This window comes from Streptomyces sp. NPDC007808, from assembly GCF_042868655.1.
Classification (GTDB): Bacteria; Actinomycetota; Actinomycetes; order Streptomycetales; family Streptomycetaceae; genus Streptomyces.
Genome location: NZ_JBIAEQ010000001.1, coordinates 394,596 through 420,785, shown reverse-complemented (window position 1 = coordinate 420,785; position 26,190 = coordinate 394,596). Strand labels below are relative to the sequence as shown.

The following is a 26,190-nucleotide window of genomic DNA, read 5'->3' as shown; positions in this document are numbered from 1 at the left end:
GTGCCTGCTGGGGATCAGCCCTTGCGGGCCTTGATCTCCTCGGTGAGGGCGGGGACGACGTCGAAGAGGTCGCCGACGACGCCGTAGTCGACCAGGTCGAAGATCGGGGCCTCGGCGTCCTTGTTGATCGCCACGATCGTCTTCGAGGTCTGCATACCGGCGCGGTGCTGGATCGCACCGGAGATGCCGGAGGCGATGTACAGCTGCGGCGAGACCGACTTACCGGTCTGGCCGACCTGGTTGGTGTGCGGGTACCAGCCCGCGTCCACCGCGGCACGCGAGGCGCCGACGGCCGCGCCGAGGGAGTCGGCGAGGGCCTCGATGATCGCGAAGTTCTCCGCGCCGTTGACACCGCGGCCACCGGAGACCACGATCGCGGCCTCGGTCAGCTCCGGGCGGCCCGTCGACTCACGCGGCGTACGACCGGTGATCTTGGTGCCGGTGGCCTGCGCGGAGAAGGACACGGACAGGGCCTCGACCGCACCGGCGGCCGGAGCGGCCTCCACGGCGGCCGAGTTCGGCTTGACCGTGATGACCGGGGTGCCCTTGGAGACACGGGACTTGGTGGTGAAGGACGCGGCGAACACCGACTGGGTGGCCACCGGGCCCTCGTCGCCGGCCTCCAGGTCGACGGCGTCGGTGATGATGCCGGAGCCCAGACGCAGCGCCAGACGGGCGGCGATCTCCTTGCCCTCCGCGGAGGAGGGGACGAGGACGGCGGCCGGGGAGACGGCCTCGACGGCGGCCTGCAGGGCGTCGACCTTCGGCACGACCAGGTACTCGGCGTACTCGGAGGCGTCGTGGGTCAGCACCTTGACCGCGCCGTGCTCGGCGAGGGTGGCGGCGGTGTCACCGGCGCCGTTGCCCAGCGCGACGGCGACCGGCTCGCCGACGCGGCGGGCCAGGGTCAGCAGCTCCAGGGTGGGCTTGCGGACGGCACCGTCCACGTGGTCGACGTAGACGAGAACTTCAGCCATGGGATTGCTCTCCTGCGGATTGCGAAGTCTGAGGGGCGGAAGGGTTGGTGAGCCTCAGGCGGGCCAGGGACCCTTAGATGAACTTCTGGCTCGCGAGGTACTCGGCGAGCTGCTTGCCGCCCTCGCCCTCGTCCTTGACGATCGTGCCGGCGGTGCGGGCCGGACGCTCGGCCGCGGCGTCCACCACGGTGTAGGCACCCTCCAGGCCGACCTCCTCGGCCTCGATGTCCAGGTCGGACAGGTCCCAGGACTCCACCGGCTTCTTCTTGGCGGCCATGATGCCCTTGAAGGACGGGTAGCGCGCCTCACCCGACTGGTCGGTGACCGACACGACGGCCGGCAGCGAGGCCTCGAGCTGCTCGGAGGCGGCGTCGCCGTCCCGGCGGCCCTTGACCGTGCCGTCCTCGACGGAGACCTCGGACAGCAGCGTGACCTGCGGGACGCCCAGACGCTCCGCGAGCAGGGCCGGTACGACGCCCATGGTGCCGTCGGTGGAGGCCATGCCGGAGATCACGAGGTCGTAGCCGGCCTTCTCGATCGCCTTGGCCAGCACCAGGGAGGTGCCGATGGCGTCGGTGCCGTGCAGGTCGTCGTCCTCGACGTGGATCGCCTTGTCGGCGCCCATCGACAGCGCCTTGCGCAGCGCGTCCTTGGCGTCCTCCGGGCCCACCGTCAGGACGGTGATCTCCACGTCGTCGTCGGAGTTCTCGGAGATCTGCAGCGCCTGCTCGACCGCGTACTCGTCGAGCTCGGAGAGCAGACCGTCCACGTCGTCCCGGTCGACGGTCAGGTCATCGGCGAAGTGCCGGTCGCCAGTGGCGTCGGGCACGTACTTCACAGTGACAACGATCCTCAAGCTCACGCCGGCTCTCCTACTGCGTCGACATTTCTCTGCTGCCTACTTGCAGGCAGCATAGGCGCCCCAAGCGGCCGATCCCGATCGGGGCGACCCGCGCTCCGAGCGAAATATTACTCGTCAGTACACCCAGTTCATTCCCGCTAAGCAAGCGCTTTGAACTGTGACCTTTGCAACGCAGCGTAATCGGATTCGGACGGCTCCGCAGAACGTCGCGGGGGCGGATCGGTCACATCGCCCCAGTGACCTCAGTCACGCAGACCGTTGAACCTGCCCTGGTGATACACGAGCGGTCGCCCGGGGCCGCTGGGATCGCCGAGCACGACCTCCGCCAGCACGATGCGGTGATCGCCCGCCGGCACCCGGCCCACGACCCGGCAGACCATCCAGGCGAGGACGTCGTCGAGCAAGGGGACCCCCTCGGGGCCCTCCCGCCAGGCGGTGGGCGGGCCGAAGCGGTCGGCTCCGCTGCGGGCGAAGGTGGCGGCGAGCTCCTGCTGATGCTCGCCCAGTATGTGGACGCCTACGTGGTCCGCCCCCGCCACCGCCGGCCAGCTGGAGGCACCGGTGCCGATCCCGAAGGACAGCATCGGAGGCTCGGCGGAGACCGACGTGAGGGAGGTGGCGGTGAAGCCGACGGGGCCCGACGCGCCGCGGGCGGTGATGACGGCCACTCCGGCGGCATGGCGCCGGAAGACGGAGCGGAGCAGGTCGGGAGAGGCGAGCCGAGGAGTGCCGAGGCCGGACGTGGCCGTCATGGAGTTGTCCTTCTGCGAGGGGAGGCGTGCGGACCGGGGGCGGTTCACCAGCCCGGACAGCGCGCGCTCGCGGTGCGGGCCAGGTCGACGTGGGCCCGTCCGAAGAGAAGGAGTTCCTCAGGCATGCGGTCAGGCTGACGATAGGTGGCGCGCGCAGTCAAGTTGGTTCCGGAATGTGGGAGATGACTCACCCTGCCGTTCCGTCCCGCGCCCCGCGCCCTCCGACGGCTTCCACCGCCCGCTTCCCCCTTCCCGCTTCCTCAGACCGCTTCCCCCAGCGCGGCGATCACGTCCGCCTTGCGCGGCTGACCGGTGGCCCGCCGTACGACGTTTCCGGCGGCGTCGAGCACCAGCACGGTCGGGGTCTTGAGGATGTCGAGGCGGCGTACGAGCTCCAGGTTGTCCTCGGCGTCGAGCTCGACATGGGTCACGCCCGGAACCATGCCGGCCACCTCGCCGAGCACTCGTCTGGTGGCTCGGCACGGAGCGCAGAAGGCGCTGGAGAACTGCACGAGCGTGGCGCGCTCACCCAGTTCCTCGCCCAACTCGGCCGCACCGAGCCGCTTGCCGTCGTCCCGCCCGCGCACCCGCACTCTCCCGCTCCGCCGCCGCTGCAGCACTCCGTAGGCGCTCGCCGCCGCGAGCACCACCACGCACACCACCAGTCCGGTCATCACCCTGCCCAAGCGTTCACGAGACCGCAAAGATTCCCGACGCCCGGCAGCCCGGCCGTTGCGGAATGCTTGCTTCATGGACATCGACGTGAGGGGGCCGCGCTTCGGGGCGGCCGTGACGACCGTGGTGCTGGCGGTCGTTCTGGTCACCGGGAGCGCCTGGCTGCTGGCCTGGCAGACGCTGGCGTTCGCGCTGGGCGCCGCCGGCGGAGTGGGCCGTTCGCCGTACGGCTGGCTGTTCCGCAGGGTCGTACGCCCCCGTATCGGGCCGCCGACGGAGTTCGAGGCGCCCGAACCACCGCGCTTCGCCCAGACGGTGGGACTGGTGTTCGCCGCGCTCGGGCTGGTCGGCTACACGCTCGGTCCGCTCTGGCTGGGGCTCGCCGCGACCGGGGCGGCGCTCGCGGCCGCTTTTCTGAACGCCGTTTTCGGGTACTGCCTGGGATGCGAGATGTACGTGCTCGTGAGGCGGGTGACGGCGCGCGCCGAGTAAAGGCGAGGCCAAAATCCGAGGTGGATCACGGTGGACGTGACGAGGATCTCGCCATTCCCCGGCACTTGGGCTTGGCCCTCGGGCGTTCTTGGGGCACGATCTGCGACAAGCCGTAAACCTACGGCTGCGTAACTTTCCACTGGGAGCTTCCTTCCCAGGCACAGAAGGAAGGGTCCACCCCGTCCATGGCAGAGCTTGTCTACCGTCCTGTCGTCGGTTTCGCCCAGACACTGTTCAAGGTGTGGGACCTCAAGATCGACTGCAAGGGATCGGAGAACATTCCACGCTCGGGCGGCGCCGTGCTGGTCAGCAACCACATCAGCTATCTGGACTTCGTCTTCAACGGGCTCGCGGCGCTCCCGCAGAAACGTCTCGTGCGCTTCATGGCGAAGGAGTCCGTCTTCCGGCACCGGATCTCCGGGCCGCTGATGCGCGGCATGAAGCACATCCCGGTCGACCGCAAGCAGGGCGAGGCGGCGTACGCGCACGCACTGGACTCGCTGCGGTCCGGCGAGATCGTCGGGGTCTTCCCGGAGGCCACCATCTCGCAGTCCTTCACGCTGAAGAGCTTCAAGTCGGGCGCCGCGCGGCTGGCGCAGGAGGCGGGCGTGCCGCTGATCCCGATGGCCGTCTGGGGCACGCAGCGACTGTGGACCAAGGGCCACCCGCGCAACTTCAAGCGCAGCCACATCCCGATCACGATCCGGGTCGGCGAGGCGATCGAGGCGTCCCGGGACAAGTACGCGGGTGCGATCACCCGGCAGCTGCGCGAGCGCGTCCAGGAGCTGCTGGAGGCCGCCCAGCGCGCCTACCCGGTCCGCCCGAAGGACGCGGGCGACACCTGGTGGATGCCGGCGCACCTCGGTGGCACGGCCCCGACGCCGGAGCAGGTACGGGAGGCCGAGGCGCGCTGACGCCGCACCGGTTCAGCGGTTCGCGGGACGCACCGCGATCCGCGCTCCAGGGCTGAACTTCTCCAGCAGTTCGGCGAGTTCCGCCGCCGCCCGCTCGACGTCGGCTTCCGGCATCGGCGCCATGCTCTCCAGCAGGAAGATCCCCGAGGTGGTCTCCTCGGTGAGCCGAGTGCGCGGGCCCTGGCGCCAGGTCCAGCGGCGGCAGGTCACGCCCGCCTCGTCGCACCACACCACCTCGCCCGCGTCCGGGTGTTCGACGACGTCCTCGCCGCCGGCGACGGTGACGAAATCCTCCTCGCCGGTGGCGCGCACCAGGCGCATACCGCCCTCGCGGCAACCGCGCCGTGGACCGCACACTGCTGCAGGTCGACGCGTCGTACGGGCTGCGGTTCAGGGAGCGGAACTCCAACTGCGAGTGCCACGACCACACCACTGGTACGTCCGCCCTGTGCGTGCTGGACGAGGCGGTGGCTCCGGATGAGCGCTACGAGCTGGTGGCCGCGTTGCGCGTCGGACCACAGGCGCTGTACGAGCGCTTCGACCACTCGGTGCTGCCCTACTCGGAGGGTGGCGTCGCTCGGCGCGGGCGCGGCCGTGGCCACCGTACGGTTCCAGGCGCCGGCCGGCACGACGGTGACCGGACTGCCGCAGGAGGAGTGCTGGGAGGTGCCGCCGTCGCAGGAAGGGCCGTCCGCCACCACCTACTTCTGCCGGACGCCGATCTACGTGCACGACAAGGCGTCCCACACCTTCGAGGTGCGGTTGCGGATCGACGAGGTGGTGCGCGGGGCGCGCACCACCGTCGAAACCCTCAACGACGACCCGGAACTGCCCATCAGCGAGTTCGACCCGAATCTGCGCAACAACAGCGCGCGGATCGTCGTCAACGGCTGAACCGGCGAGGCGGACCGCGCAGGAGGGGGGATGGCCTAGCGGGCCATCTCCTCCTTCACCGCCGCGACGAACGCGTCCACGTCCTCCTCGGTCGTGTCGAACGCGCACATCCAGCGGACCACGCCCGCCGCCTCGTCCCAGAAGTAGAACCGGAACCGCTTCTGCAGGCGCTCGCTCACGTCGTGCGGGAGCTTGGCGAAGATGCCGTTGGCCTGCACCGGGTAGAGGACCTCCACGCCGTGGACGGCGCGTACGCCCTCGGCGAGACGCTGGGCCATCTCGTTGGCGTGGCGGGCGTTGCGCAGCCACAGGTCCTTGGCGAGCAGGGCCTCCAACTGCACCGACACGAAGCGCATCTTGGAGGCGAGCTGCATGGACAGCTTGCGCAGATGCTTCATGTGGCTGACGGCGTCCTGGTTGAGGACGACGACGGCCTCACCGAACAGCGCGCCGTTCTTGGTGCCGCCCAGGGAGAGGATGTCGACACCGACGGCGTCGGTGAACGTCCGCATGGGCACGTTCAGCGAGGCGGCGGCGTTGGCTATCCGGGAGCCGTCGAGGTGCACCTTCATGCCGTGCGCGTGGGCGTGGTCGCAGATGGCGCGGATCTCGTCCGGCGTGTACAGGGTGCCGAGCTCGGTGCTCTGGGTGATCGAGACGACCTGGGGCATCGCCCGGTGCTCGTCCTCCCAGCCGTACGCCTGCCGGTCGATCAGCTCGGGGGTGAGCTTGCCGTCGGGTGTCGGCACGGTGAGCAGTTTCAGCCCGCCCACCCGCTCCGGCGCCCCGCACTCGTCGACGTTGATGTGCGCGCTCTCGGCGCAGATCACCGCCCCCCAGCGGTCGGTGACCGCCTGGAGTGCGACGACGTTGGCGCCGGTGCCGTTGAAGACCGGGAACGCCTCGGCCGTTGCACCGAAGTGGCTGCGGATGATCCGCTGGAGGTTCTCGGTGTAGTCGTCCTCGCCGTACGCGACCTGGTGCCCGCCGTTGGCAAGGGCCAGGGCGGCGAGCACCTCCGGGTGGGCTCCGGCGTAGTTGTCACTGGCGAAGCCGCGGACGTCCGGGTCGTGGTGACGCCGGGCGTCGGTCTTCGGAGGGTTCACGGCTTCTCGGTCAGCCACAGGCGGTTTCCGTTCACTTCGGCGGCGGGCTTGTCCCAGACCTCGACGATGGCCTCGGCCAGGTCCTTGACGTCCGTGAAGCCCGCGAACTTCGCGTTGGGTCGCTCGGCGCGCATCGCGTCGTGCACCAGCGCCTTCACCACCAGGATGGCAGCCGCGGACGTCGGTCCCTCGGCGCCCCCTGCCTTGCGGAAGGCGTCGGCCAGCGCGAGCGTCCAGGCCTCGGCGGCGGCCTTGGCGGCGGCGTACGAGGCGTTGCCCGCCGTCGGCTTCGAGGCGCCGGCCGCGCTGATGAGCAGGTAGCGGCCGCGCTCGCTGCGCTGGAGCGCCTCGAAGAAGGCCAGCGAGGTGTGCTGGACGGTGCGGATCAGCAGCAGCTCCAGGAAGTCCCAGTCGTCGAGGCTGGTCTTGATGAAGGTCTCGCTGCCTCGCCAGCCGCCGACGAGGTGGACCAGACCGTCGACCCGGCCGAAGTCCTTCTCGATGTGCGCGGCCCAGTCCCGGGTGGACTGGAGGTCGAGCAGGTCGACGGGCTCGCCGGTCACGGTGGCGCCGCCCGAGGCGTACCGGGCCGCGTCCACGGCTTCCGCGAGCCGCTCGGGATCGTTGTCCGCGGCGGCGACGGTCGCCCCCGCCTCGGCCAGCCGCAGCAGGGCCGCCCGGCCGGCGGGTCCGCCCGCGCCGGCCACCGCGATCACCGCACCGCTGAGAGCTCCGTTCCCCGCCATCTTCTTCGCCTCCTGAGCAGTGTTCTCGGTCTCGCGGAAGACTTCGCCGCTCACGCGGCGATCCGCTCGGCGCCGTCCGCGGTGATGCCCTTGGTGGAGGCGATCACGTTCTTGAGCTTCTTGGACAGGGCCTCATAGAACATGCTCAGGGGAAACTCGTCCGGAAGCACGTCATCGACGAGCTTGCGCGGCGGCTGCGTCAGGTCCAGGGCGTCCGGGCCCTTGGCCCAGCGGGATCCCGGGTGCGGGGCGAGGTAGGTGGAGACGAGCTCGTAGCCGGCGAACCAGTGGACCAGCTTCGGGCGGTCGATGCCGTCGCGGTACAGCTTCTCGATCTCGGCGCACAGCTGGTTGGTGACCTGCGGGGCGCGCTCCCAGTCGATGGCCAGCTTGTTGTCGGTCCAGCGGACGACGTCGTGCTTGTGCAGGTAGGCGAAGAGCAGCTGGCCGCCGAGGCCGTCGTAGTTGCGCACCCGCTCACCGGTGACCGGGAAGCGGAACATGCGGTCGAACAGCACGGCGTACTGCACGTCACGGGCCTGCGGGACACCGTCGGCCTGGAGCTTGACGGCCTCCTTGAAGGCGGTGAGGTCGCAGCGCAGCTCCTCCAGGCCGTACATCCAGAACGGCTGGCGCTGCTTGATCATGAACGGGTCGAACGGCAGGTCGCCGTGGCTGTGGGTGCGGTCGTGGACCATGTCCCACAGCACGAAGGCCTCTTCGCAGCGCTTCTGGTCGTGGACCATCGCCGCGATGTCCTCGGGCAGTTCCAGGCCCAGGATGTCGACGGCGGCGTCGGTGACACGGCGGAAGCGGGCGGCCTCGCGGTCGCAGAAGATGCCGCCCCAGCTGAAGCGCTCCGGGGCCTCGCGCACCGCGATGGTCTCGGGGAAGAGGACGGCGGAGTTGGTGTCGTACCCGGCCGTGAAGTCCTCGAACTTGATGCCGCAGAACAGCGGGTTGTCGTAGCGGGTGCGCTCCAGCTCGGCCAGCCAGTCCGGCCAGACCATGCGCAGTACGACCGCTTCGAGGTTGCGGTCGGGGTTGCCGTTCTGCGTGTACATCGGGAAGACGACCAGGTGCTGCAGGCCGTCCGCGCGGTTCGCGGCGGGCTGGAAGGCCAGCAGCGAGTCGAGGAAGTCCGGCACCTCGAAGCCGGCCTCGGCCCAGCGGGTCAGGTCCTTCACCAGCGCCTGGTGGTAGGCGGCGTCGTGCGGGAGCAGCGGGGAGAGCGCCTCGACGGCCTCCACGACACGCCGCACGGCTGCCTCGGCGGCCGAGCGCTCGGGCGCCCCGTCTGCCGCGAAGTCGATCGACCCGTCCTTGGACTGCCATGGCCGGATCCGCTCCACGGCGTCCTTGAGCACCGGCCATGCCGGGTGCTCAACCACCCTGGTCACGGGAGGAACCTGCTCCTCCGAAGCCGCCTGCACAAGTATTTCCGTCATGTCCCATCCTCCACGGGAGAACCTCGCGTATGCAGACCGTATACATATGACGTTTCTTCCAGCAAGAGGAGACCCGGGAAATTATCCTGCCCACCCACAGGTTCACCGCACTTTTTCCTGTCGATCACCGAGTCTCGCGATTACTTCGGTTCCGAGTGGGCATACGCGGCAGCGCTCGGCAGGGCCGTACGGATCCGGTCAATCGGCGCAGGACTCGCCCACGCCCGGGTGACCACCCAGGGGCCCGTCGGCCAGGTACGGCATGTCCACCGCCGCAGACCGTGCGTACACGTGGGGTTCATCACGCGCCCCGGCCACTAGGCTGCGGCACGGCTGCGCGAACGTTCCGCTCCGGTTCGCGCGCTCCCCCCGCCGCCGTCGACGGAAGCGAGTTGAACCTTGAACTTCCTTACCATCGGTCATCGCGGAGTGATGGGTGTCGAACCCGAGAACACCCTCCGTTCCTTCGTCGCCGCCCAGCAGGCCGGCCTCGACGTCATCGAACTCGATCTCCACCTGAGCAAGGACGGCGCCCTCGTCGTCATGCACGACACCGACGTGGACCGCACGACCGACGGCACCGGCCCGATCGCCGACAAGACCCTCGCCGAGCTGCGCGCCCTGGACGCGGGGCGCGGCGAGCGGGTCCCGGTCTTCGAAGAGGTCCTCGAAGCCGTGCGCTCGCCGCTCCAGGCCGAGATCAAGGACGTCGCGGCGGCCCGGGCCCTCGCGGAGGTCATGACCAAGAAGGACCTCGTCTCCCGGGTCGAGGTGTCCTCGTTCCACGACGAGGCCGTCGCCGAGATCGCCCGGCTGGTGCCCGGGGTGCGGACCGCGCTGATCGCCAGCCGCTACGGCACCGACATCGTGGACCGTGCCGTCGCGGCCGGCGCGGCGACCGTCTGCCTCAACATCCGCCGGCTCACCCTGGAGGTCGTGGAGCACGCGCGCAAGGCCGACCTGAGGATCATCGGCTGGGTGGTCAACACCCAGGACCACCTGCGTCTCGTACGGGCTCTGGAGCTGGACGGCGCGACCACCGACTACCCGGAGATCAAGCGCACCGGCCGCTTCACGGCGTGAAGGGCCACGGGAACGTCACACCAGCTCCTTGACCAGCAGCTCGAACTGCAGGTCGTCCCGCTGCGGGATACCGAAGCGCTCGTCGCCGTACGGGAACGGGGTCATCCGTCCCGTACGGCGGTAGCCGCGGCGTTCGTACCAGGCGATGAGGTCGTCGCGCACGGAGATCACGGTCATGTGCATCTCGCGCACGTCCCAGCTCGCGCGGGCCTGCCGCTCCGCCTCCGCGATGATCACCTTGCCCAGGCCGGCGCCCTGCAGCGCGGGGCTGACCGCGAACATCCCGAAGTAGGCGTGGGCTCCCCGGTGTTCGAGCTGGCAGCAGGCGACGATCTCTCCGTCCCGTTCGACCGTCAGAAGCCGGCTGTCGGGCGACTCGACGACCGCGCGTACGCCGTCGGGATCCGTCCGCTGCCCTTCCAGGATGTCCGCCTCGGTCGTCCACCCCGCCCGGCTGGAGTCGCCGCGGTAGGCCGACTCGACGAGCGCGACCAGCGTGTCCACGTCGGCGTCGGTGGCATCACGGAAGGTGAGTCCGAAGGCGGCGGGACTCGCGACGGTTTCCATGGGCTGCTTCTCCACTTCTCGGGCGCGGCTCGGGCACCGCTGAGCGTAACCCGCCACTAGGCTCCGGCCGCATGGTGCACGTACTGAGCGGACGGACCCTGATCCGGCCCACCGACCCCGAGCGCTCCCGCGCCTTCTACGGCGAGCAGCTGGGCCTCGCCGTCTACCGGGAGTTCGGGACGGGACCGGATCGCGGCACCGTCTACTTCCTCGGCGGGGGCTTCCTGGAGGTCTCCGGCCGCTCCGACACGCCGCCGTCCGCGGCGGTGCGGCTGTGGATGCAGGTCGCGGACGTGGCGGCGGCGCACGAGGAGCTGCGGGGCAAGGGTGTCGAGATCGTGCGGCCGCCGGTGCAGGAGCCGTGGGGGCTGATCGAGATGTGGGTCGCGGATCCGGACGGGACGCCGATCGTGCTGGTGGAGGTCCCGGCGGATCATCCCCTGCGGTACCGGCCGGGGATCTGAGTCATCCCGGGCGGTGTTCCCAGCCGCGGTCGGTGCGGGTGAGTTCCAGGAAGCCGGCCGCGGTGAGGCGGTCGATCATCGCACGGTCGTCGGCCGACTCGTAGGCGAGGAGGCGGTCCGCACCGCACAGGCGGAGCCACCGCGCGGCCTGCCCGAACAGCCAGTGCTCCACGCCCTCGCCGTACGCCGCCGGTTCGACGTGCAGGTTGCCGATGTCGGCGAGGCCCGTGCCGCGGGTGTGGCGTTCGGGGCGGGACAGGGCGGTGTCGACCTCGATGAAACCGAGGGCGTGACCGTCGGCGTACGCCGTCAGGCGCGTGCCGCACTCCCCCAGCGTGCGCCGCACGCGGACGCCGGGCCGCGGCTCGTGGCGCGGCAGGTCGGCGACGGACGCGATCAGGATCACCTCGGTGCCGCCGGTGTGCCGGAAGCCCGCGCGCTCGTACCGGGCGCGGATGTGCGGCCAGGCCCGGGGCAGGCCGTAGACGGCCGGGGCGGGCAGCTCGCCGCTCGCGTACCGGGCGCGCACGCCCCAGCGGGCCAGCTGCGCCAGGCAGGCGCTCATCAGCAGGTCCCCGGCCTCGTCGGAGTCCGGCCAGAAGGAGGCAGGCGGACGGCAGACGAACCAGTCGATCTCGCCGATGTCCCGGTGCCGGGGGCCGACCTCGTCGTCCGCCCGGTAGCGCAGCAGATGGGCGGCGGCCACGACGTGGTCGCGCTGCTCGGCGACGAGGGTGGTCCGCTCGCTCACCCAGGGGTCGGTGATGAACTCGTCGGGCTGCCGCTCCAGGGCGCTGAGCACGGTGTTCACGGAGACGGAGACGCCGGGGACGACGGCCGCGACGTGCGCGTTGATCAGTTCGGTGAGCTGGTCGCGGTCGGCGCGGCGGAAGGGGCGCACCTGGAGCGCGGGCATGCGGGACCTCCGGTCGGGGGAACGGTGTCGGAAGGCCGCCACGCGGTGCGGTACGGGTCGAGGGTACGGCGATGGCGGTGTCCGGCTCCATGGGTTTCGCCGGATGGCCGGGGTTCGGGGCGGGGCTTAGCGTGCTGAGGGGGTGCTCCACTGCGGAAGGAACGCCATGAAGCTCGACAAGCCGGTGACCGGTGGGCCCTGCTGGACCGAGCTCGGGACCTCCGACCTGGCCGGGGCCAAGCTGTTCTACGAGGCGTTGTTCGGCTGGCGCACGGAGACCGACCCGCGGCAGGAGGCGGGCGGCTACTCGATCGCGCACCTGGGTGAGGCGGCGGTGGCCGCGCTCGCCCCGCTGTACCAGGAGGAGCAGCCCGTGGCGTGGAACGTCTCCTTCGCGGTGCCGGACGCGGACGCGGCCGCGGCACGGGTGACCGAGGCCGGCGGTTCGGTCCTGCTCGGTCCGATGGACGTCTTCGACGTGGGCCGCTTCGCAGTGGCCGTGGACCCCACGGGCGCGGTCTTCCAGCTCTGGCAGGCGCGCACCTTCGCGGGCGCGGGGCTGCTCAACGCGCCCGGCTCGCTGGGCTGGGTGGAGCTGATGACCCGGGCGCCCGAGCGCGCCGTGGACTTCTACACCACCGTGTTCGGCTGGAGCGTCAACGCCTCTGAGCGCTACACGCAGTGGGGCGTCGACGGCGCCGACTTCGGCGGCATGGTGGCGATGGACGACAAGTTCCCGCACGAGGTGCCCGCGCACTGGCTGCCCTACTTCGCCGTGGCGGACGTGGACGACATGGCCGCCGACGCGACCGAGGCGGGCGGCACCGTCCTGATGGATCCCACCTCCGTCCCCGAGGGGCCGCGCATCGCCATACTGCGGGACCCGCAGGGGGCGATGTTCGGCGTGTACCGGGCGGCCGACGAGAGGTGAGCGGCCCGACCGGGTCAGACGCGCAGCACTCCTGGCCGCCCTTCCAGCTGGCCGAGCAACTCGCCGAGGCGGGCGGCGAGCTCGTGCTGCCTCTGCCGGTCCAGGCCGGACAGCACGTCCGTCTCGTAGGCGAGTTGCTCGGGCAGCGTGGCGTCGACGAGCTCCCGGCCCGCGTCCGTGAGTCGGACGTGGGCGACGCGGCGGTCCCGGCTGTCGCCGCGGCGTTCCACCAGCCCGCGTTCGGTGAGCTGCTTGAGGCGTTTGGTGACGGCGGCGCCCGAGGAGAACGTCTCACGGGCGAGTTCGCTGGGGGTCAGCTCATGGCCGGTGCGGCGCAGCGCGCCGAGCAGATCGAACTCGGCGCGGCTGAGGCCCGCGCGGCGCAGCGGGGCGTCCTCGGCCTGCTGGAGGAGGGCGGCGCAGCGGTTGATGCGGCCGATGATCTCCATGGGGGCGGTGTCGAGGTCCGGGTGGACGGCCTGCCACTGCCGGACCACCGCGGCTACCGTGTCCCGCTTCGTCCCGGTCGGCCCGCCGTTCGTCGCCGTCATGGCCGTACGTCCTCCGTCGTGTCGCCTGTGCGCTGGTCCGGGTACGGCCCGTGCGTCCGCCCCGTGGCCGCGAGCGTACGGGGTCCCGGACGCCGCGTGCGCACGACCCGCGGCCGCGGACGGCGAGGGCGGCGGCGAGCCCGCCCGGGACGCCGGCCAGGGTGTCCACGAGGTGCGGATTCGGCCATCGTGTGCATCGCCGGGGCCAGCCGGTCGGCCGAGAACAGGGCGGGGCGGGGCGGGGCAGTCTCACTCGCACAGGATCTGCTCGGGTGTCCGCTGCTCCGACGCGCTCCCCCGGATGCTCCCCGCGTACATCCTTGCGCTCGCGTGCGCGCCGCACGGCCTGGGCATCGACGCACTGTCCGAGACCGCCGAGCGGGGAGGGTGCGCGTGCACGGACCGGTGCCGCAGGGCTGGCTGCTGGTCGCGCTGTGTGCGGCGACCGGTGCCTACTGTGTGCTGCGGATGCGCAGCCAGGTCGAGGAGCAGCGCCGGGCCGCGGGCGGCGAGGCCCTCATGGGATTCGGGATGGCCGCGATGGCGGTGCCCGCCGCGGTCTTCACCCCGCCCGCGTGGGCCTGGCCCGTCTACGCGGCCGTGTTCGGCGCGGCGGCGCTGCACGCGCTGTGGTCGGCGCGGGCGGGTGCGCACCACCTGCACCACCTCGTGGGCGCCGTGGCCATGGTCTACATGGCGGTCGCCATGGCCGTCTCGCCGCACGGGAGCGGGCACGGCGGCTCCGGCATACCACTGGTGACGGGCGCCCTGCTCCTGTACTTCACGGGATACGTGCTGCTGTCCGGCGTCCGGCTGGTGCCGGTCCCGGCCGGCGGCGGGCTCGCGTGGGGCGACCGGCCGGAGCTGGCGCGGGCCTGCAGGCTGTCGATGGGGATCGCCATGGTGGCGATGCTGCTGACCCTGTGACGCGGGGCCCGGCGGGCCGTACGAGGCCGTGGTCTGCGTCACTTCGGCGGGGCCGTCCGTACCCTTGAGCGGTACCGCGCTCATAGGGTGCTGTCCATGATGGTCCCCGCGGCACTGCTGCTGCTCGGCGCCCTGACCGCCGTGGTCGCCCCTCGGCTGATCGCCCGGGCCGACTGGCCGGACCGTGAACCGGTGGTCGCCCTGTGGGTCTGGCAGTGCGTGGTGGCGGCCGTACTCCTGTGCTGCGCGCTGTCCATGACGCTCAGTGCGGCGGCCGCCTGGCAGGTGGTGCGCGGCCATGTGTTCGCTCCGGCCCCCAGTGCCGTCGTGGAGGCGTATGCGCACGGTGTGGGCCACCCCTGGGCGGCGGCGACCGCTGTGGCGCTCGCGTGCGGCGGGCTGTGGACCGTGGCGATGCTGGCGCGTGAGATCGGACGCGCCCGCGCCCGGCGCAGGCGGCGGCGGACCGAACTCCTCGTGCGTGCCCCGCTGTTGCCCGGCGAGGAGCCCGGCAACGACCGGCTGGTGATCCTGGAGGGCCAGCGGCCGGACGCCTGGTGGCTGCCGGGCACGGCACCTCGCCTGGTCATCACCACCGCGGCGCTGCGCCGCCTGAAGGGGCGGCAGTTGGACGCCCTGCTGGCCCATGAGCAGGGGCACGCCACGGCCCGGCACGACTGGCTGCTGCACTGCTCGGCCGCGCTGGCGGGCGGGTTTCCGCAGGTGCCGGTGTTCGCCGCGTTCCGCGACGAGATGCACCGCCTGGTCGAACTCGCCGCCGACGACATGGCCTCCCGCCGCTTCGGCCGGCTGACCACCGCCCTCGCCCTGGTCGAACTCAACGAGGACCGGGGCGTGTTCGGCCCCTGCCCGACCCCCCATGCGCAGGTGCCGCAGCGGGTGAACCGGCTGCTCACTCCCCCGGACCGGCTCCCGGCGGGCCGTCGGCTCCGGCTGACCGCGGCGGCGGCGCTGGTACCGGTGGTGCCGGTGCTGGTGGCGTTCGGGCCCGGACTGCGGGCGCTGGGCTAGAGCCTGCCCTCCACACGCCAGCACGGCCCGAACGCCAGGCCCTGGTGGAGCCGCCGCTGCCGGAGCGGCCGAGCCGACCCTTCTCGCCGGGCAACTGGGACCGACCCGGGCGTTCTTCTCCCCCGGGCAACCGCGCGGTCGTCGGGGTACACCGGGCGTCCCGCGCTGGGTACGCCGGGCATCCGGCACGTTCCTCGTACGACACGCCGGGCACCCGTCGTCTTGTTCGCAGGGACACCGGGGACCCCACGGCCCTCTCGCTCGGCACGCAGGGCATCCCACGCACTCCTCGCTGGGCACGCAGGGCATCCGTCGCCAACAAGCCGAGCGCATGCGCCGCGCTGCACGTCGGGCATCCGCCGCGAGGCCGGTCGACTTCGGCCCCACGCCACCAGGCGGCCTCCACGCCACAGGAGCCGTCGGCGTTCACACCACCGGGCCGATCGGTCTCCGCCCCACATATCGGCCGGCATCCGCCCCGCAAGACCCCGTGACCCAGCCAAGGGACCTCGGCCGGCCTCCCGCTGCGGCCGGCGTCGCAATCACCACCCCGGCATTGGCGTCCCGCCCCACCGATCGGCGAGGATCGCAGTATGCGCACCCAGTCCGTCGAGTCCCCGCCCACCCCGCCGACCGAGCGCCGGGTCGTCCCCTGGGCCGGTGCCCTGGCCCTGTGCTCCGCGCTGCTGCTCGCCCTGGTGGCGGTGCGCTGGTACCCGTTGATGTCCCTGGACGGCGACATCGCCCGGACCACGCACCGCTGGGCGGTCCAGGAGTCCGGTGTCACGCAGGCGTTCCGCATCCTGACGGACTGGGTCTGGGATCCCTGGACGATGCGCGTGCTCTGCGGGCTGGTCGCGGTCTGGCTGGTGTGGCGCAGAGCGGCCCGGTGGACCGCCGTGTGGCTGGTGGCGACCTGTGTGGTCGCCTCGGTGGTCCAGCAGATTCTCAAGGCCGCGGTCGACCGCCCCCGCCCCGTCTGGTCCGACCCCGTCGACTCCGCCCACTACGCCGCCTTCCCGTCGGGCCACGCCATGACGGCCACCGTGGTCTGCGGTCTCCTGCTGTGGCTGCTGCGCCGCCACGGCGCCGCCCCCGCCCTGTGGCGTACGGCGGTCGCCGTGGCCGTGGTCTCCGTGCTGGGCGTCGGTCTGACCCGGGTGTGGCTGGGCGTCCACTGGGCCACCGACGTCGTCGGCGGCTGGCTGCTGGGCACGCTGGTCGTGGTGCTGGCCGTGACGGTGCACGTCAGGCGACAGAACTGAATCGTCCATATGTGCGGTGTGGGCGATCTTCCGGCGGGGCACGGCACGGCGCCGTAAGATCCGCTGCATGACCGCCGTCCTCTTCGATTTCTCCGGAACCCTCTTCCGTGTCGAGTCCACCGAGGCATGGCTGCGCGGAGCACTCACCGAGGCGCAGATCGAGCTGGACGAGGCCGACTTGACCGAGGCGGCACTGGCGCTGGAGACGATGGGCGCGCTGCCGGGCGGGGTGAACCCCTCCTGGCTGCCCGAGAACGTCGCGAGCGTGTGGGGCGTGCGGGACAAGAGCGCGGAGCTGCACCGGGCCGCCTACACCGGCCTGTCCCGGCATGTGCCGCTCCCCGACGACCGGTTGCACGACATGCTGTACGACCGCCACATGACCCCGGCCGCGTGGACGCCGTACCCCGACACCGCCGACGTACTGCAGGCGCTGCGCGAGCGCGGCATCGGAGTCGGGGTGATCAGCAACGTCGGCTGGGACATCCGCCCGGTGTTCCGGGAGCACGGTCTCGATCCGTACGTGGACGCGTACGTGCTGTCGTACGAGCACGGCATCCAAAAGCCCGACCCGCGCCTGTTCACGCTCGCGTGCGCGGCGCTCGACGCCGCCCCCGAGCAGGTCGTCATGGTCGGCGACGACCGCCGGGCGGACGGTGGCGCGGCGACTCTCGGGTGCGCGGTGCACTTCGTGGATCATCTGCCGGCGGCGCAGCGGCCCGACGCACTGCGACCGGTCCTGGATCTGGTGGGCGTCGTCGCCCCGCGGGGGAACGGCAGCGGGCCGCTCCGCAACCAGTAGCTCCAGGCCTCCACCGACCCCGAAAAACGCCCACCCGCCTCGGACGATCCCCCGCGTCGCCCGAGGCAGGGAGCAGCCCCGACCAGGCCGTACCCACGGCTGGGCCGGACCTCACTGAGTATAGTTGGCTGGCAGCCAGTCAACGCAGGAGTTACAGCATGTCCCCGCGCAGCGCCTCGGTCAATGAAGAGTTGCGGCGGCGTTCCCGCGAGCGGCTTCTGCAGGCCGCGGTGGAGCTGGTCGGCGAGCGGGGCTTCGAGGCCACGACGCTGGGCGACATCGCGGACCGGGCCGGTTCGGCGCGCGGTCTGGTCTCGTACTACTTCCCCGGCAAGCGCCAACTGGTGCAGTCGGCCGTGCACCGGCTGATGCACCGCACGCTGGAGGAGGCGCTGGAGCGCGAGCCGCGCACCGAGGACGGCCGGGAGCGGATGGCCAGGGCCATCGACGCGATCCTGGGTCTGGCCCGGGACCGGCCCGTGCTGATGCGCCAGCACATGGCGGGAATCCTCCAGGCGGAGGGCTTCGTGCAGTGCCCGGAGCAGCGGCGCCTGGCCGAGCTGCTTCGGGACACCGTTGCGCGGCACGGTTCGCCGGACGTCGACGCCGACTACCCGATGCTGCGCGCACTGCTGATGGGCGCCGTCTACGCGGCCCTGGTGCCCGGGGTGCCGATGCCCGTGCCGGTGCTGCGGGCCGAGTTGTTCAAGCGCTACCGGCTGGACTGGGAGATGGGAGTCCCGCCGGACTCGGAGGCCGGGCCCGGCGGGACGTGCGACACGGATCTGTCGCGGTTCTTCGCGACCGGGACTTCCCCCGGCCGCCCGGACCGTCAGTCGAAGTAGTCCGGCTGGGTCTGGACGTTCAGCTCACGCATCCTGACCCAGCGGGCCGGGTCGGTGCGCCGGTCGTCGATCTTCAGGACGTCGAAGCCCCTGGCGTACTCGTTCGAGTAGATGTAGCCGTTGTAGTAGTACGCCGACCACGAGCCGCCCGACTTGATGGTGTCGGTGGTGAGCGGTCCCCGGTCGAAGTAGGCGATCTCCTTCGGGTTGTCGGAGTCGGTGAACTCCCAGACGGAGACGCCTCCCTGGTACCAGGCCTGGACCATGAGGTCGCGGCCCTTGACCGGGATCAGCGAGCCGTTGTGGGCTACGCAGTTCTCGGTGTCCGCCTGGTGGCGGGGGATCTTGAAGTAGCTGCGGAAGACCAGCTTGCGCTTGTCGCCCTTGCCGACGATGTCGTAGATGCCGTCGGCTCCCCGGTCCGGGCCGATCTGCGCGTTGCAGGTGGCCGCGCTGCCGCCGCCGAGCTCGTCGGTGAAGACGACCTTGTTCGCCTTCTGGTTGAAGGTCGCCGAGTGCCAGAACGCGAAGTTCTTGTCGTCCCGCACCTGGTCGATGACCTTCGGGTGCTCCGGGTCCTCGATGGACAGCAGGATGCCGTCGCCCATGCAGGCACCGGCGGCCAGGTCCTTGGAGGGCAGCACCGTGATGTCGTGGCAGCCGGTCGTCTTGCGGACGCCGCCGGGCGGGCCCGGGTTGCCGCCGCCGTCCGGCCCCTCACCCGGGAACAGCACCGGGAAGTTCACGACCGCCGCCTTCTCGGGGGCCTTGCGCGGCACCTTGATGACGGAGATGCCGTCGTGCGGGGGCTGGCAGTCGGGGTAGGTGGCGTCGGGAGCGTACGAGGAGACGTAGACGTAGACGTTCCTCCGCTCGGGCACCAGCGTGTGGGTGTGCGAGCCGCAGGCGGTCTCGACGGCGGCGACGTACTCGGGGTTCGTCTTGTCGCTGATGTCGAAGACCTTCATGCCCTCCCACGAGGACTTCTCGGTCGCGGGCTGGGTGGTGCTGTTGCAACTGCTGTCGCTGCGCGAGGAGTCGGTGGACAGGAACAGCAGGTCGCCCGAGACGGAGATGTCGTTCTGCGAGCCGGGGCACAGGACCTGCGCGACCGTCTTCGGCGACCTCGGGTCGCTGATGTCGAAGATGCGGAAGCCGTCGTAGTTGCCGGCGAAGGCGTACCTGCCCTGGAAGGCGATGTCCGAGTTGGTGCCCTGGAGGACGTCCTTGGGGACGTGCGCCAGGTGCTGGATATTGTCGGAGTGGACGATCTCGTGCTGACCGGGTATCTCACCGTCCGCGAGCGCCTCGCGGACCTCTTCCCGGGTGCTCTCGGAGACTTTCTGCTCCGCGACGGGACCGTCCCCGGGGTCAGGGGTCGCGGCAGCCGGCTGCGCGGTCAGCAGCGCGGCCAGGAGCCCGGCTGAGGCCGTGACAACTGCCAGGCGTCTGCGCCGTGTTCGGGGATTGCTGAACAGGATCACTGTTTTTCCTCCCTCGTGCCGTTCGCACTGGAACGGTTCACGCACGCCCGAGTATGGTCCTTACCATGCACATTTCAAGAGCGTGCAAGGAAGATCGAGCGAAGCCGTCCCGTCGCCCGGCGCGCTTCGCCACCGCCTCGCTGGCCGCCCTGACCGTGCTCGCGCTCGGTGGCTGCGACTCCGGATCCGACCCCGAACCAGCCGCGGGAAGCGGGCCGTCGGTGATCGTGCCGGGCAAGCCCGGTGAGGCGAACCAGAAGCTGTCCGCCGAGGAAGCCGTACGCCGGCGCGCCGAGGACGACTCCCCCAACTCGGCGGACGTCGCCTACGCGCGGATGATGATCGAGCACCACGAGCAGGCGCTGGAGATGACCGAACTCGCCCCGGACCGCGCCGAGTCGACGGCCGTCGAGAAGCTCGCCGAGCGGATCGCCGCCGCACAGGGACCGGAGATCTCCGCCATGAAGGGCTGGCTCAAAACCCACGGGAAGGGCGAGAAGGCCGCGAAGGGCCACCATGAGCACGCCGCGATGCCCGGCATGGCGACCGAGGCACAGCTGCGCAAGCTGCGCGCCGCGCGGGGGAATGCGTTCGACCAACTTTTCCTCACGTTGATGATCACCCATCACGACGGCGCGATCACCATGGCCACCGAGGTGAAGGGGCAGGGCAACAACATCCAGATCGAGGAGATGGCCGACGAGGTGGTGGCTCAGCAGACGAGCGAGATCACGCGGATGCGGGACATGCTCTGACGACCACGGCCGGTACGTACGCCACCGGGGCCGCCCTCAGCGGCCGGCCCGGCGCCGCGTCAGGAAACCGGCGTCCCGCGCCTGCCCGATCAGCCTGAGCGACTTCCGGCGGCTCTGACCGGTCGCGCTCATCACCGCGAGGACGGGGTCGGTTCCCGCCGCCTGGGCCGCGCGGTACTGCTGGGCGACGAGCCACCGACCCTCCACGCCCCGCGGCCAGTGGGGCCCGACCGGGCTCACCCCGGCCTCCGCGCCGTCCGGATCGCCGATGTCCGGTTCGGCACCGCCGACGGCGGATCCGATCCCGCACGCGTCGCAGAGCGGGTCCTCGATCCAGTCGGCGAGGGCCGCGAGGTCGTCGAGGGACAGCGCGGGCTCGGCCCGTACGTCCTCGATGGACACGCAGCCCGCGCTCACCACGGCGTGCGCGTCGACATGGGCACCGTCGCCGAACTCCAGCCGGACCCCGAACCAGGTCGTGGCGCCGGCGTCGTCCCGCACTTCCCACGCGGGCCACACGGAGACGGCACCCTCCGTCGGGCGACGATCGGAAAGATTAAGAAAGGATGCTTCCAGCACGCACGGAACGTAACCGCATGATCACACTCCATACGAACGAACACGCGCCCCGTCCGGCGCACAGCACCCTGTCAGCGGAGCGGCCGCAGTGCGATGCTGGACATGAGAGCGACTCCTGAAGATCCCTGAAGAACCCTCGGACAAGGAGTTCCGCCGTGTTTCGTGTCGCCGTCGTAGGTTCCGGACCGAGCGGGTGTTACACCGCCCAGAGCCTGGTCCAGCAGGACCCCGAGGTGCTCGTCGACGTCCTGGACCGACTGCCGTGCCCGTACGGCCTGGTGCGGTACGGGGTGGCACCGGACCACGAGAAGATCAAGTCACTGCAGAACAACCTGCGCACGGTCCTGGAACACGAGCGGGTGCGGTTCCTCGGCGGCGTCCAGATCGGGTCGGCCGGGGTGCCGGCCGCCCGGCTGCGGGAGCTGTACCACGCGGTCGTGTACTGCGTGGGTGCCGCCACCGACCGGCACCTGGGCATTCCCGGCGAGGATCTGCCGGGCAGCTGGTCGGCGACCGAGTTCGTGTCCTGGTACAGCGCCCACCCGGACTCCGTCGACGACGGGTTCGTACGCGGCGCACGGTCGGCGGTGGTCATCGGGGTGGGGAACGTCGCGGTGGACGTCACGCGGATGCTGGCGCGCGGTACCCCGGAGCTGTCCCCCACCGACATGCCGCAGGCGGCCCTGGCCACGCTCGCCGCGAGCCGCGTCACCGACATCACCATGGTGGGCCGACGAGGCCCCTCGCAGGCCCGGTTCACCACCAAGGAGCTGCGGGAGCTGGGCACCCTGCCGCAGACCCGGGTGACCGTGGACCCGCGGGACCTGGCGCTGGATCCGGCGTGTGCCGACCCGTCCGCGCTGCCCGCCGCGCAGCGCCGCAACATGGAGGTGCTGCGCGGCTGGGTCGGGACCCCGCCCCAGGACTTTCGGCACCGCATCCGTCTGCGCTTCTTCCTGCGCCCCGTCGAACTCCTCGCCGAGGCGGGTCGGGTGGGCGCGGTGCGCTTCGAACGGACAGCCCCCGACGGGCGGGGCGGTGTGACGGGCACCGGCCGGTACGAGGAGATCGAGGCCCAGTTGGTGCTGCGTTCGGTGGGCTATCGCGGAGTGCCGCTTCAGGGGTTGCCGTTCGACACGGCGACCGGCACGGTGCCGCACCTCGCCGGACGCGTGCTGCGCGAGGACCTCGTGGCACCGGGCGAGTACGTGGCCGGCTGGATCAAGCGGGGCCCGACCGGGGTCATCGGCACCAACCGTTCGGACGCCAAGGAGACGGTGACGTCCCTGCTGGAGGACGCCGACGTACTCGTGCGCAAGGAGGTGCCCGAGGAACCGCTGACGGCCCTGCGCGCCGCGGGTGTCGAGCCCGTGGAGTGGTCCGGCTGGCAGGCGATCGAGCGCGCGGAGGCGGCACTCGGGGCTTCCCTGGGGCGCGGGGTGGTCAAGCTCCCGGACTGGGAGTCACTGCTGATCGCCGCGCACGAGGACGTCCCGTGACCCGGCCGGTTCAGGCGTCGTCGCGGCGGACGGCCTGCCGCGCGGCGGCGTCGAGGAGTGCGTCCAGGAGCCCCGGGAAGAGGCCGTCCAGGTCGTCCTTGCGCAGGCCGTTCATCTTCGCCGTGCCCCGGTAGATCTGCCGGATCACACCGCTCTCGCGCAGCACCCGGAAGTGGTGCGTGGTGGTGGACTTGGTCACGGGCAGGTCGAACTGCGAACAGGAGAGCTCGTCGCCGACGGCGGCGAGCTCGCGCACGATCTGCAGCCGCATCGGGTCGGACAGCGCGTGCAGCACGCCTTCGAGACGGATCTCCTCGCGCGCCGGGTGCGGGAGGTCTCGGCTGCTGACAGCGGGGCTGGTCACGGCGGCTCCACTTCGCTCGGGTGCCTGTCATTGTACGAGAGCCATCGTAGTTTGACACTTGCCATACTACGATGCCTATCGTACGAGTCGACGACCGGTGCCCGTGACGAATGGAGTCCGACGTGAGCGCGCTGTTCGAGCCCCTCACCCTGCGCGGTGTGACGATCCCGAACCGGGTGTGGATGCCGCCGATGTGCCAGTACTCGGCCGCCCCGCAGGGCCCCGACACGGGCGCCCCCGACGACTGACACTTAACCCAGGTCGAGGCGTTCCGCCGGATCACCCGGTTCCTGGTGTCCCAGGTGTCGTTCCAGATGCCGAGGTCGTACGGAGAGATCCGGCCCTCGGGGTCCACCCCCGTCGCCTCGACGATGATCAGGCCCGTCCCGCCGGCCTCGCGGGCCGCGTAGTGCGCGAGTGACCTGCGGACTTGAAGAAGCCCCGCCCATCTCCACGGGGGTGGGAGATGAACGGGGCAGGGTTGCCCCTCCGCCCGCTCCCTCCGAAGGCACAAAGGAGGGAGGCTGAGTCGGGCGGAGGGGACGGACGCTAACGGGGGCTGGGGAGCCTGGCCGACCTCAAACGGCTCACCCCACCCGCCCCCGTCGCGCCCACCGCGAGCCAGCGCCACGGGGCGCCAGCCCGCGGGCTCATGGGGGTCACCAGAGAATCACGGGGACATCTGGGCCACTGGTGCATTCCGGGCACGGCACCATCCCTGTCAGGCGACACTCCGGGCAGCCGCCAAAGCCGCAGCAGTACGGGCACCACACGTTCGATGACCCACACACCTGCCGCACAGGACGCGGAGCGAGCCGCCGAAGAACGCCAGCACGGGCCACCCGGCGACGAGGACGCGGAGCCATGTGGGCGGGTGCTCCAGGTCGACGACACCGGACGTCGCGATGTTGGCACCCATGGACGCCGCGAGCGACAGGAAGAACCATACGCGCGGCGCCTTCGTCGACTCCTCGTCGGCCGCCTCCCGAATCTGCTTCCAGGCCATGACCAACAGGAGATCGACGCTGACCGGGTACGCCCACGCCTTCCACCCGCCCTGGCCGGCCGCCTCCGCGATGTCATGGATGTGCGCGAAGGAGAGAGCGGCAGCGATGACGGCCTGAATCAGAAGGGGGGTCGGACAGTCGTGCTCTCATGGCTCCTCGTTCGTGTGCCTGGGGTGTGAGTGGTTGGCGCACCGGAGCCCCCTGTCACCGGAATTGACAGGGGCCCGAAAGGAGTTGTTAGAGGCTCGTACCGCAGGTGGAGCACGTAGCGCCGACGAGCCGCCGCGCGAACCCACCGATCGTGAGGGGCTCGTCGGCTCATAGCGCTCGACGATCTCGTCCCCGCAGTCACCGTCCCGGCAGACGGGGAAGAAGAGCTCTCGACCGTCTTCGTACTCCACAAGCATCACGTCAGTGAACTTCGACCCCTCCTCGTCGAGGACGACCGCCGTCGTCCCCGCCGGGAATTCAACGGGAAGCCAGGTCGCGCCGCCGCTGTTCATGGGGGGGTTGCGCTATGCGCGCTTACTTCCGCCGTGCCTGTGTGCCGGCGATGCTCGTGTCCGCCGTTCTGTTGGCGGGGTGTTCGTCGGGGGGTTCCGACGAGGGGGCCACTCCGAAGAAGTCAGCCGTCGTGGAAGAGGCGGCCGTCGAGGAGCCGTCGGAATCGGCGTCCTCGTCCGCTCCTGCGTCTGTGGTGGGCGTCGGAGAGACGGCGGAGTTCGGGCTCGGTGAGACGGACGAGTACGGCGAGAACTACAAGGTGACGACGCAGATGGAAGTCACCGTTGCCAGTGCCAAGTACGTCACGCCGGCAGAGGTCGACACGACGAACGAGCCGGAACACGGGCAGTACGTCGAGCTGACGCTCACGCTGAAGAACATGGGCAAGGCTCCAGCGGAGATCATGCCGTAAGGAGCCATGCAGTGGGAGGACGAACAGACGGCCGCGCAGGACGCGACCACGCTCGAAGGCGTCGGCGAAGGCGATGGCCTCGACACGACGTACAAGCCCGGTCAGTCCGTGACGGGGACGCTCGTCCTCGACGTCGGCCGCAAGGGCGGCAAGGTTGGTTACTACGGGAGCGACGACCCGTCGGGCGAGCCCGCGTTCGTCGTCGAGCTCCCGAAGTCCTGACGTAGCTCAGCCCCGCTCCCTGGAGTCTTCCTCCGGGGCGGGGCTGCCGTTCGCCGTTACTACGTCTCGGACGCCCGCGATAGGCACAGGCCCGACCCGTCGGCCGTACGCCCATGTCGGACCAAGTCGGTCTCGCATATAGCGCATCCCAATGTCACCAGAGTGCGTCCTGAGCTTGCACACCAACTGCCGCACCGCCCCGAGCTCGCATTATCAACTGCCGCACCGCACCGAGCTCAAGAAAAGCTCAGATCAATCATGCTGTTCCGGTGCTGGTCAGAGGCTTGTTCGTGACATAATTCCGGCACTTCGCGTCGCCTGGCCAGCCGCACGCATCGCCCCAATAGGTACCCACCGTCAACATCACCGCAGGAGGCGGGGCATGCCGCGCACGCCAGTACAGACCGCAGCCGATGTAGCGCCGTACTTTGAGGTACGCATCGGAAGCTTCCGCGTCACCGCTGACCGTCTTCCTGTCCGGTTCCTGGCCCTCACGTCCAGTGCGCTGACAGGTTTCGTCACCTGGCTATGGGCACGCTGACATGGTCGGGACGGCTCAGTTTCAGCGCCGGTCCCCACCCATCAGATCCGAATCGGCGTGAGCTTGAGCTCCGCATTGTCGACGTCGACCTGAAGCTGACGGCCGTATTCCTGGATGTCGAACGGGCCGAAGAGCTGACGCTCCCCCACCACTACGGTCTCCGTCCGCGGGGCAACCGCGAAGCCGTCGACCTTGCGGGCGATGCGGAAGGTCACCGTGCGGGCGACCGTCGAGCTCGTGTTTCTCCACTATGACGGCCGTCCGACCGTCGTTGGCGACGGTGTGGTTGTTCACCGGGTCACCGGTCGTCGAGGCGAGCGCGACACCGGCTCGGGTCGACGTCGTTACGGGGATTGCTACGCGTGGCATGTGGCCTCCGGATGGTGGTGAAGTCCGGCAGGCTCGCCGTTCGTTCCTGCCTCCGGCGGAGCCCTGTGCCCGGTCTGTCCGGTCGCCGGATGAGTCGGGACGGGAGGATTCGAACCTCCGACTCCCCGCTCCCAAATCAGGTGCTCTGACCTCTGAACTACTTCCCGTTGCACGGTAGTTGCTGTGTCTGTAAGATTGCGTGGTC

At 70.6% G+C, this 26,190-nt stretch carries 29 protein-coding genes and 4 pseudogenes; 16 read left to right on the top strand and 17 right to left on the bottom strand.

All coding sequences use genetic code 11. From position 1 onward, the window contains the following. Positions 1-14: 14 nt before the first annotated feature. The 4 genes from ACFYNL_RS01900 to ACFYNL_RS01885 form a co-directional block, all read right to left on the bottom strand. Positions 15-977, bottom strand: a complete 963-nt coding sequence (locus tag ACFYNL_RS01900) for an electron transfer flavoprotein subunit alpha/FixB family protein (protein WP_388794867.1) — start codon at positions 975-977, stop codon at positions 15-17. Between the two features lie 73 nt (positions 978-1,050). Further along, the gene (locus ACFYNL_RS01895) at positions 1,051-1,839 is read right to left on the bottom strand and encodes an electron transfer flavoprotein subunit beta/FixA family protein (protein WP_388794864.1); all 789 of its coding nucleotides are present in this window, start codon (positions 1,837-1,839) and stop codon (positions 1,051-1,053) included. Positions 1,840-2,081: 242 nt separating this feature from the next. Beyond that, positions 2,082-2,591 (bottom strand): flavin reductase family protein, encoded by a 510-nt coding sequence (locus tag ACFYNL_RS01890; RefSeq protein ID WP_388794861.1) that lies wholly within the window; start codon positions 2,589-2,591, stop codon positions 2,082-2,084. A 260-nt stretch (positions 2,592-2,851) separates the two neighbouring features. Next, positions 2,852-3,265 (bottom strand): TlpA family protein disulfide reductase, encoded by a 414-nt coding sequence (locus tag ACFYNL_RS01885; protein ID WP_388797231.1) that lies wholly within the window; start codon positions 3,263-3,265, stop codon positions 2,852-2,854. 76 nt (positions 3,266-3,341) lie between these two features. On the opposite strand from ACFYNL_RS01885, the gene ACFYNL_RS01880 reads away from it, so the two are divergent. Beyond that, complete coding sequence (locus ACFYNL_RS01880) at positions 3,342-3,758, top strand: DUF4395 domain-containing protein (protein ID WP_388794858.1); 417 nt, start codon at positions 3,342-3,344, stop codon at positions 3,756-3,758. Positions 3,759-3,943: 185 nt separating this feature from the next. Next, a complete protein-coding gene (locus ACFYNL_RS01875) occupies positions 3,944-4,672 on the top strand; it encodes a lysophospholipid acyltransferase family protein (RefSeq protein WP_388794855.1) in 729 nt (242 codons plus the stop codon). 12 nt (positions 4,673-4,684) lie between these two features. On the opposite strand, the pseudogene ACFYNL_RS01870 reads toward ACFYNL_RS01875, so the two are convergent. Then, positions 4,685-5,002 (bottom strand): annotated as a pseudogene (locus tag ACFYNL_RS01870) (phenylalanine--tRNA ligase beta subunit-related protein); the annotation flags it as partial. A 237-nt stretch (positions 5,003-5,239) separates the two neighbouring features. Between ACFYNL_RS01870 and ACFYNL_RS01865 the strand changes: the two are divergent. After that, the gene (locus tag ACFYNL_RS01865; RefSeq protein ID WP_388794852.1) at positions 5,240-5,566 is read left to right on the top strand and encodes a hypothetical protein; all 327 of its coding nucleotides are present in this window, start codon (positions 5,240-5,242) and stop codon (positions 5,564-5,566) included. Positions 5,567-5,601: 35 nt separating this feature from the next. Here ACFYNL_RS01865 and ACFYNL_RS01860 read toward each other — a convergent pair whose 3' ends face one another. From ACFYNL_RS01860 to ACFYNL_RS01850, 3 genes are read right to left on the bottom strand one after another with little or no spacing between them, the layout of a single operon-like run. Next, a complete protein-coding gene (locus ACFYNL_RS01860; protein WP_388794849.1) occupies positions 5,602-6,672 on the bottom strand; it encodes a threonine aldolase family protein in 1,071 nt (356 codons plus the stop codon). Continuing rightward, positions 6,669-7,418 carry an SDR family NAD(P)-dependent oxidoreductase gene (locus tag ACFYNL_RS01855; protein ID WP_388797228.1) on the bottom strand — a complete coding sequence of 250 codons (750 nt, stop codon included), beginning with the start codon at positions 7,416-7,418 and terminating at the stop codon, positions 6,669-6,671. Before ACFYNL_RS01855 ends, ACFYNL_RS01860 begins: the two co-directional genes overlap by 4 nt. 50 nt (positions 7,419-7,468) lie before the next feature. Next, positions 7,469-8,866, bottom strand: coding sequence for a DUF6421 family protein (locus ACFYNL_RS01850; RefSeq protein ID WP_388794846.1), 1,398 nt, complete (start codon positions 8,864-8,866; stop codon positions 7,469-7,471). A gap of 399 nt (positions 8,867-9,265) precedes the next feature. On the opposite strand from ACFYNL_RS01850, the gene ACFYNL_RS01845 reads away from it, so the two are divergent. Beyond that, entirely contained in the window at positions 9,266-9,949 is a 684-nt protein-coding gene (locus tag ACFYNL_RS01845; RefSeq protein WP_388794843.1) for a glycerophosphodiester phosphodiesterase, read from the top strand. A 15-nt stretch (positions 9,950-9,964) separates the two neighbouring features. Here the strand turns inward: ACFYNL_RS01845 and ACFYNL_RS01840 are convergent, their stop codons facing one another. After that, positions 9,965-10,516 (bottom strand): GNAT family N-acetyltransferase, encoded by a 552-nt coding sequence (locus ACFYNL_RS01840; RefSeq protein ID WP_388794841.1) that lies wholly within the window; start codon positions 10,514-10,516, stop codon positions 9,965-9,967. A 71-nt stretch (positions 10,517-10,587) separates the two neighbouring features. On the opposite strand from ACFYNL_RS01840, the gene ACFYNL_RS01835 reads away from it, so the two are divergent. Then, the gene (locus ACFYNL_RS01835; RefSeq protein ID WP_388794838.1) at positions 10,588-10,980 is read left to right on the top strand and encodes a VOC family protein; all 393 of its coding nucleotides are present in this window, start codon (positions 10,588-10,590) and stop codon (positions 10,978-10,980) included. Position 10,981: 1 nt separating this feature from the next. Here ACFYNL_RS01835 and ACFYNL_RS01830 read toward each other — a convergent pair whose 3' ends face one another. Then, positions 10,982-11,896 carry a GNAT family N-acetyltransferase gene (locus tag ACFYNL_RS01830; RefSeq protein ID WP_388794835.1) on the bottom strand — a complete coding sequence of 305 codons (915 nt, stop codon included), beginning with the start codon at positions 11,894-11,896 and terminating at the stop codon, positions 10,982-10,984. A 166-nt stretch (positions 11,897-12,062) separates the two neighbouring features. Between ACFYNL_RS01830 and ACFYNL_RS01825 the strand changes: the two genes are divergently transcribed. Continuing rightward, positions 12,063-12,827, top strand: a complete 765-nt coding sequence (locus ACFYNL_RS01825) for a VOC family protein (RefSeq protein WP_388794832.1) — start codon at positions 12,063-12,065, stop codon at positions 12,825-12,827. A 14-nt stretch (positions 12,828-12,841) separates the two neighbouring features. Here the strand turns inward: ACFYNL_RS01825 and ACFYNL_RS01820 are convergent, their stop codons facing one another. Then, a complete protein-coding gene (locus ACFYNL_RS01820) occupies positions 12,842-13,378 on the bottom strand; it encodes a MarR family winged helix-turn-helix transcriptional regulator (protein ID WP_388794829.1) in 537 nt (178 codons plus the stop codon). A 393-nt stretch (positions 13,379-13,771) separates the two neighbouring features. On the opposite strand from ACFYNL_RS01820, the gene ACFYNL_RS01815 reads away from it, so the two are divergent. The 5 genes from ACFYNL_RS01815 to ACFYNL_RS01795 all read left to right on the top strand — a co-directional run bounded on the left by ACFYNL_RS01815 (position 13,772) and on the right by ACFYNL_RS01795 (position 18,249). After that, positions 13,772-14,305, top strand: a complete 534-nt coding sequence (locus tag ACFYNL_RS01815; protein WP_388794826.1) for a DUF5134 domain-containing protein — start codon at positions 13,772-13,774, stop codon at positions 14,303-14,305. A gap of 96 nt (positions 14,306-14,401) precedes the next feature. After that, the gene (locus tag ACFYNL_RS01810) at positions 14,402-15,337 is read left to right on the top strand and encodes a M56 family metallopeptidase (RefSeq protein ID WP_388794823.1); all 936 of its coding nucleotides are present in this window, start codon (positions 14,402-14,404) and stop codon (positions 15,335-15,337) included. 593 nt (positions 15,338-15,930) lie between these two features. After that, on the top strand, positions 15,931-16,602 hold the full coding sequence (locus tag ACFYNL_RS01805; RefSeq protein WP_388794820.1) for a phosphatase PAP2 family protein: 672 nt from the start codon (positions 15,931-15,933) through the stop codon (positions 16,600-16,602). 67 nt (positions 16,603-16,669) lie between these two features. After that, a complete protein-coding gene (locus ACFYNL_RS01800) occupies positions 16,670-17,404 on the top strand; it encodes an HAD family hydrolase (RefSeq protein WP_388794817.1) in 735 nt (244 codons plus the stop codon). A gap of 158 nt (positions 17,405-17,562) precedes the next feature. Beyond that, positions 17,563-18,249 (top strand): TetR/AcrR family transcriptional regulator, encoded by a 687-nt coding sequence (locus ACFYNL_RS01795; protein WP_388794814.1) that lies wholly within the window; start codon positions 17,563-17,565, stop codon positions 18,247-18,249. Here ACFYNL_RS01795 and ACFYNL_RS01790 read toward each other — a convergent pair. Next, positions 18,237-19,733: an LVIVD repeat-containing protein gene (locus tag ACFYNL_RS01790; protein WP_388797225.1), complete on the bottom strand. Its 1,497-nt coding sequence runs from the start codon at positions 19,731-19,733 to the stop codon at positions 18,237-18,239. The genes ACFYNL_RS01795 and ACFYNL_RS01790 overlap by 13 nt on opposite strands. 65 nt (positions 19,734-19,798) lie before the next feature. On the opposite strand from ACFYNL_RS01790, the gene ACFYNL_RS01785 reads away from it, so the two are divergent. Next, the gene (locus ACFYNL_RS01785) at positions 19,799-20,488 is read left to right on the top strand and encodes a DUF305 domain-containing protein (protein WP_388794811.1); all 690 of its coding nucleotides are present in this window, start codon (positions 19,799-19,801) and stop codon (positions 20,486-20,488) included. 36 nt (positions 20,489-20,524) lie between these two features. Here ACFYNL_RS01785 and ACFYNL_RS01780 read toward each other — a convergent pair whose 3' ends face one another. Then, positions 20,525-21,007: a DUF6214 family protein gene (locus ACFYNL_RS01780; protein WP_388794808.1), complete on the bottom strand. Its 483-nt coding sequence runs from the start codon at positions 21,005-21,007 to the stop codon at positions 20,525-20,527. Between the two features lie 215 nt (positions 21,008-21,222). On the opposite strand from ACFYNL_RS01780, the gene ACFYNL_RS01775 reads away from it, so the two are divergent. After that, positions 21,223-22,566, top strand: a complete 1,344-nt coding sequence (locus ACFYNL_RS01775) for an FAD-dependent oxidoreductase (protein WP_388794805.1) — start codon at positions 21,223-21,225, stop codon at positions 22,564-22,566. A 10-nt stretch (positions 22,567-22,576) separates the two neighbouring features. Here ACFYNL_RS01775 and ACFYNL_RS01770 read toward each other — a convergent pair whose 3' ends face one another. Beyond that, a complete protein-coding gene (locus ACFYNL_RS01770; RefSeq protein ID WP_388794802.1) occupies positions 22,577-22,930 on the bottom strand; it encodes an ArsR/SmtB family transcription factor in 354 nt (117 codons plus the stop codon). Between the two features lie 122 nt (positions 22,931-23,052). On the opposite strand from ACFYNL_RS01770, the pseudogene ACFYNL_RS01765 reads away from it, so the two are divergent. After that, positions 23,053-23,175 (top strand): annotated as a pseudogene (locus tag ACFYNL_RS01765) (NADH:flavin oxidoreductase/NADH oxidase); the annotation flags it as partial. 56 nt (positions 23,176-23,231) lie between these two features. Here the strand turns inward: ACFYNL_RS01765 and ACFYNL_RS01760 are convergent. Next, positions 23,232-23,444: pseudogene (locus ACFYNL_RS01760) on the bottom strand (hypothetical protein); the annotation flags it as partial. A 294-nt stretch (positions 23,445-23,738) separates the two neighbouring features. Next, a pseudogene (locus ACFYNL_RS01755) lies at positions 23,739-24,059 on the bottom strand (DUF2637 domain-containing protein); the annotation flags it as partial. A gap of 422 nt (positions 24,060-24,481) precedes the next feature. Here ACFYNL_RS01755 and ACFYNL_RS01750 point away from each other — a divergent pair. Continuing rightward, the gene (locus ACFYNL_RS01750; protein ID WP_388794799.1) at positions 24,482-24,853 is read left to right on the top strand and encodes a hypothetical protein; all 372 of its coding nucleotides are present in this window, start codon (positions 24,482-24,484) and stop codon (positions 24,851-24,853) included. A gap of 6 nt (positions 24,854-24,859) precedes the next feature. Then, the gene (locus tag ACFYNL_RS01745) at positions 24,860-25,075 is read left to right on the top strand and encodes a hypothetical protein (RefSeq protein WP_388794796.1); all 216 of its coding nucleotides are present in this window, start codon (positions 24,860-24,862) and stop codon (positions 25,073-25,075) included. A gap of 582 nt (positions 25,076-25,657) precedes the next feature. Here ACFYNL_RS01745 and ACFYNL_RS01740 read toward each other — a convergent pair. Further along, on the bottom strand, positions 25,658-25,831 hold the full coding sequence (locus ACFYNL_RS01740; protein ID WP_388794793.1) for a hypothetical protein: 174 nt from the start codon (positions 25,829-25,831) through the stop codon (positions 25,658-25,660). Positions 25,832-26,190 lie beyond the last annotated feature (359 nt).